The sequence below is a fragment of the Paenibacillus arenosi genome (assembly GCF_014841135.1).
In the GTDB taxonomy this organism is placed as follows: domain Bacteria; phylum Bacillota; class Bacilli; order Paenibacillales; family Paenibacillaceae; genus Paenibacillus_B; species Paenibacillus_B arenosi.
On record NZ_JACYTN010000024.1, the window covers coordinates 49,862 to 68,135 of the forward strand.

Below are 18,274 nucleotides of genomic sequence, written 5' to 3' on the forward strand. Positions count from 1 at the left end.
GCATTTGATTACTGGTGTATTCTTCATTTCTTAATTCATATTGCCATTACGTACTAAATTACATCCTACAAGTGAATGCCGCCTTGGAATTGATTCGTATGCTCATCATTCCAACCCGTCGCCTCTTCATCGCGATGCGACAGATCATCCCCGGTCGGATCAATCGTGCTGTAGCTCTCACGATCCACCCAATCCTCATTCACAATATGCGCAGGAATCGGAATACAATCGATTCCATAAGCACTATTCATCACAGCTGTCTCGGTAAGAGGGGCTTCTTCAATTAATTGCCCACCATGGGCTTCCGCAATTTCTAACGCAGAGGTCAAGTCTTGGCGTTCAATGTGAATATGAAGACAATCACCGCTAGGCTCTATCACCGCATCATATCCCAGCTCTGACAATGTATCTTGTGCTAATTGCGTTGCACTGCTAGTACCAAATCGGAATCGTATTACAGCCTGATGCATCGTAGATGCCTCCTGTCTGCTAGTTTCGTCCCTTACTATTCCCAGCAATAACAAGATTATACCGATGTGTCAGCTTTAGGACGCTCAAAGCTCCACCCACGCAAGGACAGATAAGCACGCCCAACGAATGGCAATACAATAGTTCCTAGGACAGCCGCCATACATACGATCAACAGGCTCCCCGAACCTACAACAATACCTGTCGTTATCCCCCATACTAGACCGCCTAATGCAGCATTTACCGTTACAAAATGCTCAGCCGCCTTCCACAATACTTCACTACGGAACTGAAATAAACACCAGTACTCGCCTGTGACAAGACTTTTCCAGTACATATGCAGCCAAAAACTAACGATAACGACTAGAAACGGAATAACCCCGAATAACATCAAAGGTTCCTCTAATCCAGTCGCCACAATAGCTGCAGTACCTACACCTACAATCTTCATAAAAAGAAATAATGAGGCTTTATTGCGCCATAGCGTCTTAACTGCCAATGGCCCCAGTTTGTCATCTCTATTGCGCTTTAGTCGCTTCCAATAGCCAGATTGTCGGAACACCCATGTTCGCTTACGGTTTCTGCGGCCCGTCTGCTCAACAGCTTGGGACAATACCGCCTGCGCAAAACTTCCCTTCTGCTTGGCCTCTGCCGCTGCATCCTTTTCGAAGCTCGCTCGCTCCCTCAATCGCCAGCGTAAGAGAGGCATAGATAGTAAGACGACAACGATTATACCAGCAAGAGCAATCCAGCCCGATGTATCGAACTGCACAAGCCAAATGAGCAATCCGAACAACAGCGTGATAGCTATCATTTGCGCCACTTTCCCTACTACACGTCTCCAGCCATGCAAATGCACTCGAAGCCAATGTTCAGTTAAAGCCTGAAGCCAAGACAATGATAACGTGCATAAAGCTGCCGTTACTATGAGTGAGGTGGGCATAGCATATCCTCGCACGAACCATGGCAAAAGAATAATAATCGAGAAGGCGATCATCCCTAACTGTCTGACCACAAACTCCACCATGCCAAATCGTACAAGTGTACGAATCCATTCTTGCCGCTGAATTAAAAAGAGCTTATCCGCTGCTTCCACCCATACACGAAGCTCTCCCATAAACACAAGGCTCAGCAATGGAGTGAACCAAACGAACACAGGCAGTTGAAGCACTGCCCCAGATAGCGGTTCGTTCCACCAAGTCCAATAAACCGCAGCAACAAATATAAGAGCAGGAACTACGACATAAAGAGCAACTACCCAATCAGGAATCACAAGTCTGATCGAGTCCCATTGATATCGCATAAAGGTCTTCCATCTCCGTATAGCTAACCCTCTAGCTGTCTTCATGTCAGTACCTCAAAGCAATCCATTAAGCTGCCATTGGGCAAGCCAGCTCGATGGCGGATATCTTGTAGTGTGCCATGTGCAACAACAGCTCCCTGTTGAATAAGCACGAATCGATCACAAATGCGTTCGGCAGTGTCCAATACATGGGTACTCATCAATACACCCGCTCCGCGTTCACGTTCACTTTTCAACTTATCTAACCATATTCGCGTTGCTCTAGGGTCCAAGCCTACAAAAGGCTCATCTACAATGTAAAGAGGAGGCCTGAGCAAGAAAGCAATAATGAGCATCATTTTCTGCCGCATCCCCTTAGAGAAACTACCAGGCAGATGATGAATAACGTCGAGCATCCCAAATTCCTCGATAAGCGGCATGGCTCGCTCTTTCAATTCCTTGTCACTCAAATCATGAGAAGCACCTGCCAGTTCCAAGTGCTCCCATAACGTCATCGTATCGTAATACTCCGGCTGTTCTGGAACATATGCATAAGAACCACTGCCGGATCCAATGTGAATGCTTCCCTTTACGTGCTGCATAATACCTAAGATCGATTTGATCGTTGTACTTTTCCCAGCACCGTTTGGGCCGATAAGACCAACTAGTTCCCCAGGTTGAACATCAAATTTGATCGCAGAAATCTTGCTATCGCCTGCTTCGTATCCTGCTTCCATTAGGTCAACTTGAAGCACTGTCATATTGTTCTTCCTCCCATAGTGAAATTAGGGAACAAGAACCACCATTTTCCCTATATTTTCATTACGTTCCATACGAGCATGCGCTTCATTTATTTCATCTGCTTCCCATACAGAGTCAATAATAGGCTCCATTTCGCCATTCTCAATCAAAGGCATTGCCCAATCAACAAAAGAAGCTGTAAGTGCTGCCTTACGCTCAATGGGCAGACCTCTCAACGTACTCGTAATGATATGGATACGCCGCATCATAGCTGGCAGCAAATCTACCTTCTCCACCTTAGAACCACCCAATACACCAAATAAGATAAGACGCCCATCCATCGCCAAGGCTTCCATATTAGACTTCCAATAAGAAGCACCAATAGGGTCCATGATCATATCGACACCTTTTCCGTTGGTATATTCCATAACCGCATCTTCAAACGATTGGTTCCGGTAGTTAATGACGACATCTGCATCAAGGCGTTCAACTGCGTCCGCTTTTTCATCTGTACCAACCGTTGCAATTACAAATGCACCCGCCGCTTTAGCCAGTTGTACGGCTGCAGTCCCTACACCACTTGCCGCAGCATGAATTAACACATGCTCACCTGCTTTCAATCTGCCTAACTCGAACATATTTAGATACGCTGTCAAAAATACTTCTGGAATAGCCGCAGCCTCGACAAATGTGAGCTTATCAGAAATTCGTATAGCTAACTCCGCAGGTATCGTAACGTACTGGGCATAGCCACCACCAGGCAGCAATGCACATATTCGATCGCCTACTTCCCAACCTTCTACGCTTGAACCCACTTCTTCTACAACCCCTGCCATCTCCAAACCGATAATCGGGGATGCCCCTTTAGGCGGGGCATATAAACCGCGCTTTTGTAGCAAATCTGCCCGATTCAACGCTGTCGCTTCAACACGGATAAGCAATTCTCCTGATGTACACTTCGGCTTCGTCCAACTTCCCCAATACAAACTCTTACTCTCATTCACTAAACACGCAATCATCTGCTCTTCCATCTTCATTACCTCCTCTAGGATGTATCGATTCATTACTTCGCTTGTATAACTATACGTTTAAGGAAGCCATATGCACTCAGTAATTTCCATTATGTGATAAATGACATGTCCTTTATCCTGTTAACCCATTAAGATGAATAGGTACATATATAAGTAAGGTGGGATTCCTATGCATGAGCGCATGGACAGAGAGACCGAAGCGTCACTGCATCTATTTCGCGTTTTCTCCAAAGCATTCAAGAGCATCTCCGATCACACTGCTGCTGGCTGTAAACAGGAAGGCTTCAACCCGACTGACTTTGCTGTACTGGAAATGCTATACCATAAAGGACCTCAGCCTATCCAGCAAATTGGTTCTAAGTTGCTGCTCCAAAGCGGAAACATCACTTATGTCATCGATAAACTTGAGCGCAGCGGATATGTGAAACGTCATCCTTGTACAAAAGATCGTCGCGTCATCTATGCCGAGTTAAGTGAAAGTGGTTGGCAAAGTATGAAGCTTATTGTGCCCCGTCAAGCCCAAATACTTCGTAGAGCACTAAGCGGATTGACAATGAAAGAAAAAGATCAAGCGATTAACCTTCTCAAAAAGTTAGGCTTACAAGCAGAACGTCTTGCTCTTATCCACTATACAAAAAATGAATAGAGCTAAAGAGCCTGCTTCCCCTACGAAGCACGGCTCTTTTTCATAACGTCCTATTTATCTTCTTACACTCATCATGTCCATTAAAATCTTGCGTGACTGCCTTACCTCCGCATTGATCGCATGTTCAATGGAAGAAAGGGTCTCATAAGGCTTGGAATTACCATCTATCGCTTGCTGCCTTCGCGCTTGATACTTCTCTTCCATATCCACATCAAATGGGGTTGGTCGGTATTCCACGATATGATTCGTCAACTTCACATACAGCTCATTAGCATGCTGTCCTCCTAGAAATTCACTTCTGCTATTGTGTTCCAATAGCTGAAGTCGAGATGGTAGATGGGCTGCCACCAATCCATCTTGATCCATATGTTCGTACACATATTTCATGAACTCCCAAGCCAACTGCTTATTGTTCGACATCTTAGGCATCATGAAGTACGTCCCGTCTGAAAATCCATACGTGCCTAATGGTAATTTCGTAGCCCGCCACAATCCCTTCGTCTCCGGAGCGATTTCCTTTAGACGCTTCTCGCCCCATGTCCCAAGATACACCATTGCCTGCTTGCCCGAACGAACGGCTTCCTTCCCTGCCTTCGTTCGCAATGGGACGTTGAGTGCGAGACCACTTTCTTTTAGTTTCTGTGACAGTTCGAATGCACGTGCGATGTGAACGTTATTGCGGTTAAACATATACATATTGTCGAATAAAGGAATGGCCGATTCTGCCCAATCTAAAGGATTCGAGACATCTTGCATCATATAGATTCCTTCTTGCCTCAGCCTTATAGCCATAGCAAGCAAACGTTCTTCGCTCTCCAAATACTTTGCAAGCTCTTCCGGTTCAGATGGATAACCGTACTTTTCCATAATATCTTTGCGATAGTACGTCAACAGTGGCGAAGTGGATATCGGGAGTGCAAATAGTCGCTCATTATCTAGCGAATGCCCCGACTTTAATAGCGGTATCGACATCGTATTTTTGAGTTTATCCTCCAAAAAACCCTCACCTTTTAAGTCCACAAGCCCCTCAATTACACTAAACTCACCAAGTGCCATGTGATCAACTTCCATAACATCAGGAGTTTTGCCGCTGACTAATGCTTCTCTGTACACATTCACATGGTCATGATAATTGACACGCTTAATATGAACCTTGACCCCTTGATGGTTCTTCTCAAATTGTTCAACTAGCTGCATATAGTTTTCACTATATGCCCATATCGTAATCTCTTGTGGGGCCGCTTCTTTCCCCAATGTTTTATGCTCTCGTGGCCATGTTGATACCTTTTCGGTACGAGCGCAGCCAGATAGCAACAATGCAAAGAAACATACGATAAGCGAAGCAAGCAAATGTCTATATGATAATCGAACTTGTTCCATGTCCGATCAACCTCCGGGTCGAGCAGCTCCCAATATATGATCCATCATCGCAAATTGATGATATTGTGCGACGAATTCCTTTGCTGGAAGCGGCGGTGTTATAAGGTATCCTTGAATTTGCGTACAGCCAAGCGCCTGTAGCTGCATAAGCTCCTCCACGGTTTCTACTCCTTCTGCCATGACTTTAAGATTCATGCTTTGTCCCATCTGGATGACAGCCTGCACGATAGATACATTTGTACTATCACTTTGCAAATGTCGAACGAAGGAACGATCGATTTTTAAAATGTGGATGGGCAGTGTTTTCAAACGACTTAAGGATGAATACCCAGTCCCAAAGTCATCTACTGCGATTTGAATGCCACGCTTGTCCAACTGCTTCAATACGAAAATGGCTTGTTCTACATGCTTGTGAACATAACCTTCTGTAATCTCAAGAATCAAGCTTTCGGGATTAAATCCTGTTTGCTCTAAAATGCGGTCAACACTTGTCAAGAAATCATGGTTTAGAAATTGCCGCAATGAAACATTAACAGACAGTTTGAAATGCGGCAGCTCTTGCTTGCTCGTCCATTCTAGATGCTGTAAGCACGCTGTACGCAGTACCCATTCACCAATAGGAATAATAAGTCCTGATTCTTCTGCTAAAGGAATAAATTTGGACGGGGACACAAACCCGCGTTCTGGATGACTCCAACGCAGAAGCACCTCCGCGGCCGTCACGACTCCCTCAACATCAACGATTGGCTGGTAATTAAGATGCAGCTCTCCACGATCCAGCGCCTTACGCAGATCGCTCTCCAGCATATGCCTTTCTGGCAGCTGCTCTGGATGAAGCTGATCATAGAACATGTACGTCTGCCCTCCCCGATCTTTAGCAGCATACATGGCGGTATCAGCATGCTTCAACAACGAAGTAAACTCCTTACCATCATCAGGATAGACAGCGATGCCAATCGATGCAGATATGTACAACTCATAAGAAGATACAAAAAAGCTTTCTCTGAACTGAGTTAAGATCTGATGCACGGCGACTGAAGCATCTTGGCGGCAGCTATCTTCCATAATGACAACAAATTCATCTCCACCAAGACGTGCACAAATGTGTACTCCTGCCATAGTGCTCATACAACAGGTTAATCGCTGCCCAACCCGTACCAGTAAAGAATCACCAATGTTATGACCAAGTGAATCATTAATGTGCTTAAATCGATCTAGATCGATAAACATCAGTACGAGCGAAGAAGATTTCTGTTCAGCTGACTTTAACGCTTTCTCAAGATTCACTGTAAAATAATGTCGATTCGGCAACTGCGTTAATGTATCGTAATAAGCTAGATGTTGAAGTTTCTCCTCTGAAGTCTCCAGCATCGTCGTCTGATCAACCAACTTCTCGTTCATCCGATTCATCTCACGAATCATTTCGGCGAGCCGGTCGGACATCATCCGGAAGTTATGCACCAGTGAGCGGATTTCTCCGATACTGCTCTCTGGCCACGGAATTTTGTGAGTGAGAAGCTTGTTCGGCATCCCTGTTGTAATCGCGGTAAGATTGCTAAGCGAGCGGACGATATATCGATTGGCTATTATAGACATACCCGCTGCAAGTGAACAAAGAATAAACAACGTAATATATTTTTGCAAATAAAGCTCAATCGTTTCTTTTAAATAGTGTGAAATCGGCAGCAGCACCACTACTTTATTTACAGGATGCTCCTTCAATCGTCTTTCCATGACGTAATAGCCATCGCTCCATCGGCGAGTCTCATAGTCATACTCATGTGTAGATGGAAGCCATCTGAAAAAATGTTGTGCATCATTATGATTCAGATTAAATCCATGAATGGAAAGAGGGTCCTTCTCTAGTTTCCCTTCATTTTTACTCATATCGATCATCTTGAACCAATGCTCATCCGTAGATGCAACGAGCTCATTATTACTATCATAGAGTGAAATTTTTAATAAGCTGCTATGCGAGTAATCCTCAATCATTCGTTCTACCATGCCCATTTGAATCTGGTGCCTTAAGGCTAAACTCTGTCGTTTACTCAAATTCATCTCGTAGAGCCAGTCTGACATAAGGCGTGTCTGCGTATCTAAAAAATAGAAAGAATCGGTTTCAATCTCGTTGCGCATTTGCTTGCTGTCCAAAACCATGTTGATCATAAACGGAATAAAAATAGCTGCGATGCAAAGATGAGTTAAAAGTTGGCTCAAATAAACGGACTTTTTGCGAGCCTTTGGAATGACCCGCGACCATGGAACGTAGGTAACGATAATGTCTGCAAGAAAAGCATTAAGCAAACCATTCATAGCAAACATAAAATATTGAAGCAGTACTTCCGCACTGAGTATGTCCGTAGACAAGTAAAAGAACAAGGCAGCAAAGGGAGCACCTATACAAAGCCAATACAAGCCACTCCATAATAAAAGTAGTTCTCTCTTGCGCTCATATAAATATCCTACCAAGATAAGCTCTAAGCCAATTAACAGTAGCGTAACTGATCCAAAACCAAAAAAATACAAGCCAAGACTAACAATTAATGCGGAGCCAGCCGCCCATTGGGAACCGAACAAAACGAGGATAATCAGTAAAAAGGCGCTGCAAATCATAAACTCGGCGCCATATGCATATTGGATGCCATACTGCGTGAAAAGGGCCGCGAATGCGATGAGAACCGCGCAGATGAGCCCCGCACGCCATGAGCTATAAGGTAGTAAAGAACGCGGCATAGCAAAATTACTCCTTTACATATTGAACAGACATACATAAATTAATGTTCTGCCGCTATCTGCACGACACTGCGAATAGATGTACAAGTCACGGAGAAAGGCATCGAATTTGGAATAACATCCCTCACCATGAAGGCATTACATAAATAAATTCGACACAAAAATGACTTTTCCTACCTATTGTAAATAAAAAACCGACACCCTCATCGTGTCGGTTGTTGTTGTTCTAATTCTCGATTACAGGTTCATCGTTATGAATACGGAGATTCCCGTTGTTCATCATCCATATATGCCAGTTCGATCGCTCCTGCGCATAACGATCCCAAAGTTCATCATGAGTAGCCACGATAAGTGCTGTGCCTTGCTGACGCAGCATTTCACAATACTGAATGAGCGCAGAGGCAGATCTTTCATCCAATCCTGCAGTCGGTTCATCTAAAATGAGCAAATGAGGCCGATGAGCGGTTGCCATGATCAAACTTAGCATACGTCTATTGGCAGCAGAAATCTCCTGTGGGTGGTCCTCTGCTCGATGCGTCAAGCCAAGCAGCTCCAAATGGTTGTTAACCCATTCCGTGCGCAAGTCGTCTTGCTTGCCTTGGGTGCGCTTAGTGATAGGGTCGACCTTTTCAACGCTGCAGCCGTCATATTCATCTAGCAGATTAGCTAGGCACCAGAGTGTGTTAGGCTCTTGTCCAATTGCAATCGTACTATCATACACAAATTCAAGCTCTTGCTGCACAGTAGAATATAAAAACATCGCGTAGCTGGACTGCGGCACATAACCGATAAGTCGAGCCAATACATGAGCCTTTAGCTTCGCTAATGAATGTCCAGCTATGCTGGCAGTACCATGGAGTAAAGGTAGCGATTGTGTAATCATGTGCAGCAGTGTTGTCTTGCCTGATCCGTTCTCTCCTTGCAGCAGCACAGCTTCTCCTTGCATAAGTACACCATCTGCCTGAATGCCAAAAACCGAGTCCGGATAGCTTGAACGCGCATCTTCAAGCTTAATAGCCGCTACCTTCCACGGTTCATCGACATTTCGGTCTTCCCTAATGGTAGACTCTCCTTCGCTTCCCTTGCTCGTAGAGAAAGAACGAGCAAGCTCAAATGGTACAGTAGGATGCAATTGGCCATGCTTCAATTCGAGCCAATTGGCCTGCAACCAAAGAGGATGAGATTGATCCCGCTGCTCCACTCTTGGCAAGATCATGACCAGTGCACGAGCAGAAGATTCCTTAAGCCACAGCAATAAAGCATCCGCAAATAACAACTTTGCGTCTTTATCGAGATGACTCCAAGCATCGTCCATGATGAGAAGCTGCGGCTCCATCGTCCAAACGCTGCTTGCAGCAATCTGCTGCTGCTGCCCTCCAGACAACTGCTCCATAGCAGACAATCGGTAATCCAGCATATTCATTCGCATGAGCTCTCTATCGATGCGCCGTTCAATCTCCATAGAGTCAACGCCAAGATTAGCTGGGCCGAAAGCCAATTCATCTTCTACGACTCCAATGACGAAGGAGGATAACTCACCACCCATATGTCCAACAGTTTCATCACTCACATACACGCTGCCGTCCAATTGACCCTCATGTTCTGGCATCACTTTAGCCATAATACGGCTTAACGTCGATTTCCCGCTGCCGCTCTCTCCTAATATGACCGTGACACTTCCCTGTTCGATAGTCAGATTTAACTCTTTCAATAAACAGGGTGCATCGGGGTAGTTGAAGCTGACCTGTGATAGTCGCAGCAAAGGCATATTCATCGTAACGGGCCTCCTTTTGCTTCCCTGCTCATTGAATCTTAATCACCTTAAGCAGCGTTATTGTGCTGCTGACCGAGTGCATAAGGGCGCACATAGCGTGTTGACGCTAAGCGATCTCCGATCCATTTCGTCAACCCCCCACATAACAACATGCCGCTCGCACAACGAACAAATAGAGACACGATAAGTACTGTAGATGAGTAATGGATGTAGCCGAACATAAATGCTGCCACAACGAACCACAGTGGCACCATGGCAACACCTGCAAATAACATAGCTAACCATCCAAAGCGTTTATAGCGATAAATAAAGAACAACGGCTCAACAATTACTGCATAACATGCAGCCGCTGCGATGGCAGACCATATGCCATACGAGGTACCGACCATAATTTGAAGCAAGGCTCCGATGGCATATGTGCCAGCAGCAGCACCAGGCTTGCGAATGATATACATCGCCAATAATCCATAAACCATATAAACGCCGACGATGGTCGATGTTAGGATCGGACCACCCCAACCATGCAGAAGTTTATTCACATGCGACAATAGTGATGTCGCTACCCCATTCGCTGCGGCCAACAAAGCCATCAGCATCCACTCTCTAACCGTAAGATTACGAAATGCTTGCTTCCAAGAAGAATTCATAGGATGCCCTTCTTTCTGTATTTGAAATTGTAATTACAACCACACTAGCGTTGCGGCGGCGGCACCTATAGTAGCCGCCGCGAGTAAGCAGCCCACTGGCGAGATCGCAATGCGTCGCCATTGGGTACGTGCCCGAGCCGAGCCGAAGCGCTTCGCCTCCATCGCCGTAGAGACATCCTGCACATGGCGAAGCGCGGAGCGCACGATGGCTAGGGCCATTCGGCGGGCGCTCTGCAAGCGCCCACCTACGCCGCGCACAGGCGTCAGCCGGCGCAGCCGCTCAGCGCGGCGTATTTGCTCCGCTTCTGCCAACAGCAGCGGCACGAAGCGGAGCGCCACAGCAGCTGCGTATGCCAGCTTGTCCGGCATACGCAGCTGCTGTGTTAAGGCGACGACGACATCCCTTGGCTCAGTCGTCGTCGCATACACGATCGATGACGCAAATAACGTCATCGATCGCAGCGTCAGCGCTGCTGACAATTCCAGCGCTGACGCGGTTAGCGTAGGCCCGCCGCTGCCAAATGGCTGCCACAGTGGCTCCTCTCCCCCTGAGGGGAGCATGAGCCACTGGAACAGCAGCAGCGGAAGGCCGAAGCCCAGCGCCCATAGGGCGAACAGGCGCCATTGCTTAAGGCGCCAACCTGCTCCGGTTCCTGCTATAAGCAGCACTATCAGGAACCAGAGCAACTGCGCGGTGAGCGACAACGTCAGCATCACCGCGAGACCGGTGCAGAGAAGCCAGATCCCCTTCGTCAGAGGATCTAGGCGTCTAAGCCATCCGGGTTTCCCCCTTATAGACGGCACAGCTTGTCTACCGTTCATCTTATCGTTCATCCTCCGCTCGTCGACCATCGCGCTCCGCTAACAACAGCTCTAACAGCCGTCCAGCTGCCTCTTGTATAGCTGGCTGCTGCTGAGCTTGCAGAAACATCGTCACACTCCGCGCCTGAATACTCGTTCCACGGCCTTGCAGCATCTCACTTTCTAGGAAAGCAAATGCCTGTCTCCCTTCGTCATGAACGATATCTCCAGTAGAAGATTCCTCTATCGCCAGTTTCAAAGCAGCAGCTGCCTCCCACATCTGTTCTTGATGTTTGGAGAATCCTGTCCGTCCAACACGCATAATATCGTCCATCATCGCCTCATTCAGCACAGGAATTGGCGTATGACGAATCATGCTTTCTGCTGCCCCATCCATCACCTGAATGATATACGCAGCCACCTTACGATGGTCAAGCAGCTTGTCATCGAAAGCGACATAATTAATGAACTCAGCGATAACACCATTTAACGTTGTTGCGAGATCCAACCAGTACGGTTGCGCACCCAAGCCATACACTTCTGCAATCACTTGACGAAGCGCATATAGCTTTTTAGCCCGGTACGACAAAATAAGCTCCCTCAGTTCCTTCTTTTGTTGAAGATGAACCTCTTTACGTTGGAAAGATACAAACAGCTTAAACCGACTAAATTGATCCAAGGACTGCATAATAAGCCGCTCCAGCTTCTCTTTAGAGGGTAATGGCTCTTGTAGGATGTGCTGCAAGGCTCCATAAATTTGTTGATGATAATGCTCAAATATCGTCATCATAAGCTCTTCCTTCGATCGAAAGAAAGAGTATACCGAGCCTTTCGCTATCCCTGTCCGGTCTGCAATTTCTTGAATAGACGTCTGATGATACCCGTTTTCGGCGAACAGGGCCAACGCCTCTTCCATGATGCTTTGCTTCTTCGCTTCCATCAGCTCGCCTCCTTACGAACAACAAACCTGCATGAAAAATGACTACGAGGTCAATTGATACCTACATCTGAATCTTTGTAATCTCTATTTCTATTATCCGTTTACAACATACCACACAACCATCGACTCCTTAAATATGTACAATGAAAAACCTTTTGACTACATAGTCACGATTATGTATATTATCCTTATTATTAAGGCGTGACTTATAAGTCAAAATATTTTAACCAACTTGAACCACACGTCGATTAGTCGCGTACAAATGAGGTGAATCGATAAAATGCACGGCCATCTTTCACAGCCTGCAAGCCCTAATCGCGGATTTGTATTGGCGGGTCTCCTGCTCGGCATGTTCTTTGGCGCACTTGAACAGACAATCGTCGGTACAGCACTTCCATCTATTATGAGTGACCTAAACGGATTGTCGATTATGTCGTGGATCACAACAGCTTATATGATAGGCTCCACGGCAGTCATTCCAATCGCGGGTAAACTATCTGATATCGTCGGGCGACGAAGCATTTATGGGATCGGATGGCTTGTCTTCCTTATCAGCTCTGTCCTATGTGCCAACGCTGAGACGATGGAGCAGCTTATTGCTTATCGCGCTCTGCAAGGGATTGGCGGCGGTATGATTATGCCGCTTACTCAAATTATGATTGGGGACATATTTTCACCAGCTGATAGAGCCAAGTGGCAAGGTGCAGTGGGTGCCGTATATGCGCTAAGTTCTATTCTTGGCCCCTTAATTGGCGGATTTATCGTAGACTATGCAAGCTGGCACTGGATATTTTGGATGAACATTCCGTTCGGTATCTTGTCCACGATATTTATTTTTATCGGTATGGCTGACGCAGATAAGCACCGGCAGCGCACAGAACGACTGCCTATTGATTGGCTTGGCATCGTCACATTCGTCCCCTGCCTCGTTCTCTTTTTGCTTGGCTTGTCTCTCGATCGAGAGCAGTACCCTTGGGATTCATGGATGACGCTGCTGTTATTCGGAGCCTCGTTTGTTTTATTGCTTATTTTTATACGAATCGAAAAACGAGCAGTACAGCCCATTATCCGTTTATCTTTGTTCAACAATCGTGTATTTCAAATAAGCACAGCATTATCTTTCTTGATCGGACTTAGTTTGTTCGGCGCAATTATGTTCGTCCCACTTTTCATGCAAGGCATTGTCGGTGTATCCCCAGTTGAGGCAGGTTCAACGATGACCCCACTCATGATTGCGATGATTATTACTAGCATTATTGGAACTCGACTACTATTGAAAATCCGCTATCGCACACTGCTATCAACAGGTATGATCATACTCGTCATCGGCTTTTACTTGATGAGCAAAATGGGCGTAACAACAACGATTACAGAAGCAAGCCTCGCTATGATTGTGCTTGGGCTTGGAATTGGGTTAGTCATGCCAGCGATTACGGTAATTGTGCAACATTCATTCCCAAAAGACCAGCTTGGTACGGTAACTTCTACTTCTACCTTCTTCCGTTCAATCGGAGGAGCGATTGGCACCGCGCTGTTCAATGTCATTATGAACGAAGCAATTAAGCTGAATATGACTGATGCTATCGACCGTTCTGAGCCTGCTTTACAAACAGCCTTAGCGCAGACTGGGACACATTCCGATGATTTATATGCATTAATCACATCAACGGACACAATATCAAGTGGAGCTGAATTACACAGTGTTTTGTTAACGACAGTAAAAAGCGCATGGGCAAGCTCTTTCTCCTCCGTTTATATATGGGCGTTCGGCATTGCTGCATTAGGAATTATATTGACGCTTCTTATTGGAAACGGACGGATTGAGCCCAATGGTAGCAAGAGTAAACATGCAGAATTGTAAAACAAATTGTAAAAAGACACTAGACGAAAATAAGCAACAAGCTGCTTCGGCATATGCGTTCATCCCTTATCGTTTACATGCATCGCACAATTCACGGTATTTCATTCATGCATATAACGATATAGAAAAAGGTACCCTTTGTCTTCGCAACAACGAAGAACAGTGGGTACCTTTTACTCATGTCGCTGCTAGTAACAGCAGCTCACTAGCAGCTCTTTATTTTTTATAAGCGCTAACTCGCTTTGCTCTTAATTATGATTCGCAGAGAACGCAATATTGCTATTTTTGATGTACGTGTTATGCCACAGGGCAAACACATACAGCGTCCAAATTTTACGAGAGTAATCTCCTTGACCTGCTTGATGGCGGCGGAACATCTCTTCAATTTGACTCAAGTTAACGATTGGATCGATACCGCTCGCAGAAATTTGCTCCCACATCATGCCTGCACGATCTGTACGCAGCCAATCACGCATTGGCACAGGGAAGCCAAGCTTCGGACGATTCAAGATTGAATCTGGCACAATTCCGTTCATTGCTTGACGCAGTGCATACTTCGTCGTTCCTTCTGCAATACGATATTTCATCGGAATTGTACGTGCCACATCGAATACTTTGCGATCCAAGAATGGAACGCGAAGCTCCAGCGAGTGAGCCATCGTCAGCTTGTCCGCTTTCGCCAAAATATCACCTGGCATCCATAAATTCATATCGATATACTGCATGCGAGATACAGGATCGAGATGCTTCGTACGAGCATAATATTCACCAGCTTTGTCAAACGGCTTCGTAAAGGAAGCGATTTGCTCTGCTGTTACACGCATAAGCTCTGGCTTCGCATCATCCGAGAAAATATTTGCGTTTCCAAGAAAACGCTGCTCCAACGGCGTCGTACCACGCATCAAGTAGTTCTTACCGTAGAAGTTCGGCAGCTTGCGCAGCATTGCATTCATAGAGCTCTTCATACCATCTGGCATCCAGTCTAAGTAACGCAAGGAATGCGGTTCACGGTAAATACGATACCCACCAAACAATTCATCTGCACCTTCACCTGAAAGTACAACTGTTACATGTTCTTTTGCCAAACGTGCTACTTCGTACAAGGCAATGGCAGAAGGATCCGCTACTGGCTCGTCCAAGTGCCAGATCGCACGAGGTACCGCATCAAAGTACATTTCCTGTGTTATCATGCGCTCAAAGTGCTCGGTATCGATTTGACGCGCTGTATCACGGGAAATAATCGTTTCATTGTTTGGCCCTTCGAATCCAACGCTGAACGTCTTGATAGGCTCCATTGAGCGCATCATCGTCGATGTAATTGTGGAATCGATACCACTGGACAAGAAACAACCGCGCTGAACTTCACTGTGAAGATGATTCTCTACGGAATCTCTCATGACATGGCGAATCTCATCCAACACTTGAGCCAATGGGCGATCCACTGGATCGAACATCGGATCCCAATATTTGCGAAGCTTCGGCTCGCCTTGGAATGGGATCGTAATTGAGTGCGCTGGAGGTAGCTTATGAATACCTTCATACATCGTATCTGGGTCCGGTACGTATTGGAACGTTAAGTAATTGTAGAAGCTGTTCATGTTCAGCTTGCGCGGTACACCTGGTACCGTCAAAAGACTTTTAATTTCCGAACCGAACGCAAATACTTCTTCATTACGATAATAATAAACAGGCTTAATCCCGAAATGATCACGCGCAATAAAGAGCTGCTGTTTATTGCGATCCCAAATCGCGATACCGAACATACCACGAAGATGGTGAACGCAATCTTCTCCGTACTCTTCGTACAAATGCACGATTACTTCTGTATCTGTATGTGTTTTGAATTGGTGTCCACGAGCAATTAAGTCCTCGCGCAATTCCATGTAGTTGTAAATTTCCCCGTTAAAAACAAGCCATATCGAGTCATCTTCATTGCTCAATGGCTGAGCTCCTTCAGCCACATCAATAATGGATAGACGACGGAACCCAAGTCCGACGCGATCGCCGATCCATAGCTTTCCATCATCTGGTCCGCGATGATGGATAATAGCCATCATGTCGCGGATAATATGTTCAGACGGCAGTTGGCCGTTCAATTGCAATAACCCAGCAATACCACACATTCCAGTTCCAATCCCTTCGCTACACGCTAGACGGTGTCGAATATAAAATAATAATCAGTATAAAGCCCCTACCGACCGCAGGGACTTATCCTGTGTTACATTATAAACCTTTTTGACCAATTGCGACACCTACCCCTATTTTTTTGCACCAGTTCCCTGTCTTATAAACGTGTAATTTGAAGGTTTTCGGAACATCCTACTGAAACAAAAACTAAGGACAAGGGGCCAAACCGAAGGATCGCTTGACTGGCCCCGGGTCTCAACCAAAAGAGGCGATGCCATGTTGTGGTTACTACTGCTATCAGGATTGGGAGCATTTGTACTGTTGTCACTTTGGTGCATGCCCCGAATTGCTGTACATCAAATGACGCGTATGAAGCGCTCTTCGTATGATAACTGCCTAGATTTATTGGAAGAATATCGAATATTTTCACGACAGCAGTTCAACGACCTACGAAAAGAAGAAGTTCGTATTCTAAGCCATGACGGACTGCAATTATACGGTACTTATATTGAGCTCGTTCCTCATTCCAAACGAATCATGATCTTCGTCCATGGTTATACAGGCGCATTGCCATGGTCGTCGCAATTTGTCGATATGTTTGCTCAAGTGGGGTTCAATGCTTTATTAATCGATCAGCGCAGTCATGGCAATAGCGAAGGAGAATACGCAACATTTGGCCATATGGAAAAATACGATGTACAGGCGTGGGTAGATTGGGTGGTACGACGCAATGGAGACGATAGCATTATCGGCCTTCACGGGCAGTCACTTGGAGGCGGAACCGTTCTTGAATACGTTGCCATCCACCGACCTCAAGTTCGATTTATTGTGGCTGACTGTCCATACTCAGACTTAACCGAACTTATACGACATCAAGTCGTTACACTGAATCGTGCACCTGCTTGGCCATTAATGCCATTAATTGATCGCTTACTGAAGCGAAAGGCAGCCTTTGAGATGAATGATGTTAGTCCTATTCGCGCCATCGCACAGTCGAAGCTGCCCATTTTGTTCATCCATGGAGCAGCCGACATTTTTGTGCCCACTAAAATGAGCGAAGATTTGTATGCGGTGAAGCCAGAACCTAAGGAACTATTGCTTGTGGATAAAGCTACTCATGGCGTATCCCATTGTCGTGAGCGAGAAGTGTATCAAAAGGCAGTCATCGACTTCGTAACACGATACGTCGGAATGCCAAGTCCAAGTCCACAAGCAGAAGCAGATCTCGTTTATTCTATCGGGCTTAACAAGTGTTATTCCGGTGTATCCGTTCAAATTGCTGAACGTAACGAGTCTCCCTCTGTCGCAACTGTTCAAGCTGCCGATGGACTTAGCGAGTCCATCTCTGTTGAGTCTGTTCATTCTGCTGGATTAGCTCAATTTGTTGGATCTGTCTCTGCTACCCCGGTGCTTTCCGAAAGGGAAGCCGTACAAGGAGATGAAAATGAAAAAGGAGAAGGAGAAACTGTACTAGAACCAAACTTTGCTTGAACTTCTTAAATTCTTGAACCCCTTAGAGCTTTTTGTAAGTTTCGAAGTCCTTAGCGTTCTAAGATTCGTATGGTTATATGATCAGGATTGAGACAAATATGCAGTTATTTTCGAGCAAAAACTCGCTTTATAAGGGATTATCCGCAAAAGTGCAGTTATTTTTTCAACTTAACCTGCATTTACGCATTATCGATAAAAATAACTGCAGTTTTGTCCTTACATGCTTTCTAATGAGTTGAGTCCGTATAATTGTGTAAAATGGTGAACAAAAAAAAGAGCCATGAAATAGAGCCTCGTCTAGAATGAAGTTATGCAGACCCATTCAGAGGAGGTACTATTTATGACTCAATAT

General features: G+C 45.7%; 14 protein-coding genes. 3 read left to right on the forward strand and 11 right to left on the reverse strand.

Annotated features, from left to right (window positions below; genetic code table 11):
• Nucleotides 1–65: 65 nt before the first annotated feature.
• From IFO66_RS19950 to IFO66_RS19965, 4 genes are read right to left on the reverse strand one after another with little or no spacing between them, the layout of a single operon-like run.
• Complete coding sequence (locus IFO66_RS19950; RefSeq protein ID WP_192026843.1) at nt 66–470, reverse strand: DNA/RNA helicase; 405 nt, start codon at nt 468–470, stop codon at nt 66–68.
• Between the two features lie 56 nt (nt 471–526).
• Nucleotides 527–1,816, reverse strand: coding sequence for an ABC transporter permease (locus IFO66_RS19955; RefSeq protein WP_192026844.1), 1,290 nt, complete (start codon nt 1,814–1,816; stop codon nt 527–529).
• Entirely contained in the window at nt 1,813–2,511 is a 699-nt protein-coding gene (locus IFO66_RS19960) for an ABC transporter ATP-binding protein (protein WP_192026845.1), read from the reverse strand. The genes IFO66_RS19955 and IFO66_RS19960 overlap by 4 nt, the downstream gene beginning before the upstream one ends.
• Before the next feature lie 24 nt (nt 2,512–2,535).
• A complete protein-coding gene (locus tag IFO66_RS19965; RefSeq protein ID WP_225445931.1) occupies nt 2,536–3,522 on the reverse strand; it encodes an NAD(P)H-quinone oxidoreductase in 987 nt (328 codons plus the stop codon).
• 169 nt (nt 3,523–3,691) lie between these two features.
• Between IFO66_RS19965 and IFO66_RS19970 the strand changes: the two genes are divergently transcribed.
• Complete coding sequence (locus IFO66_RS19970; protein WP_192026847.1) at nt 3,692–4,168, forward strand: MarR family winged helix-turn-helix transcriptional regulator; 477 nt, start codon at nt 3,692–3,694, stop codon at nt 4,166–4,168.
• 54 nt (nt 4,169–4,222) lie between these two features.
• Here IFO66_RS19970 and IFO66_RS19975 read toward each other — a convergent pair whose 3' ends face one another.
• The 6 genes from IFO66_RS19975 to IFO66_RS20000 form a co-directional block, all read right to left on the reverse strand.
• Nucleotides 4,223–5,548: an ABC transporter substrate-binding protein gene (locus IFO66_RS19975; RefSeq protein WP_192026848.1), complete on the reverse strand. Its 1,326-nt coding sequence runs from the start codon at nt 5,546–5,548 to the stop codon at nt 4,223–4,225.
• A 6-nt stretch (nt 5,549–5,554) separates the two neighbouring features.
• Nucleotides 5,555–8,281, reverse strand: a complete 2,727-nt coding sequence (locus IFO66_RS19980) for a putative bifunctional diguanylate cyclase/phosphodiesterase (RefSeq protein WP_192026849.1) — start codon at nt 8,279–8,281, stop codon at nt 5,555–5,557.
• A 226-nt stretch (nt 8,282–8,507) separates the two neighbouring features.
• Nucleotides 8,508–10,055 carry an ATP-binding cassette domain-containing protein gene (locus IFO66_RS19985; protein ID WP_192026850.1) on the reverse strand — a complete coding sequence of 516 codons (1,548 nt, stop codon included), beginning with the start codon at nt 10,053–10,055 and terminating at the stop codon, nt 8,508–8,510.
• Nucleotides 10,056–10,102: 47 nt separating this feature from the next.
• Nucleotides 10,103–10,702 carry an ECF transporter S component gene (locus IFO66_RS19990; protein WP_225445932.1) on the reverse strand — a complete coding sequence of 200 codons (600 nt, stop codon included), beginning with the start codon at nt 10,700–10,702 and terminating at the stop codon, nt 10,103–10,105.
• 33 nt (nt 10,703–10,735) lie between these two features.
• A complete protein-coding gene (locus IFO66_RS19995; RefSeq protein ID WP_192026851.1) occupies nt 10,736–11,524 on the reverse strand; it encodes an energy-coupling factor transporter transmembrane component T family protein in 789 nt (262 codons plus the stop codon).
• Nucleotide 11,525: 1 nt separating this feature from the next.
• Nucleotides 11,526–12,443, reverse strand: coding sequence for a TetR/AcrR family transcriptional regulator (locus IFO66_RS20000; RefSeq protein ID WP_192026852.1), 918 nt, complete (start codon nt 12,441–12,443; stop codon nt 11,526–11,528).
• A gap of 280 nt (nt 12,444–12,723) precedes the next feature.
• On the opposite strand from IFO66_RS20000, the gene IFO66_RS20005 reads away from it, so the two are divergent.
• Entirely contained in the window at nt 12,724–14,304 is a 1,581-nt protein-coding gene (locus IFO66_RS20005) for an MDR family MFS transporter (RefSeq protein WP_192026853.1), read from the forward strand.
• A 248-nt stretch (nt 14,305–14,552) separates the two neighbouring features.
• Here the strand turns inward: IFO66_RS20005 and asnB are convergent, their stop codons facing one another.
• Nucleotides 14,553–16,427 (reverse strand): asparagine synthase (glutamine-hydrolyzing), encoded by a 1,875-nt coding sequence (gene asnB / locus IFO66_RS20010; protein ID WP_192026854.1) that lies wholly within the window; start codon nt 16,425–16,427, stop codon nt 14,553–14,555.
• A 280-nt stretch (nt 16,428–16,707) separates the two neighbouring features.
• On the opposite strand from asnB, the gene IFO66_RS20015 reads away from it, so the two are divergent.
• Nucleotides 16,708–17,922: an alpha/beta hydrolase gene (locus IFO66_RS20015; protein WP_192026855.1), complete on the forward strand. Its 1,215-nt coding sequence runs from the start codon at nt 16,708–16,710 to the stop codon at nt 17,920–17,922.
• Nucleotides 17,923–18,274: the final 352 nt, after the last annotated feature.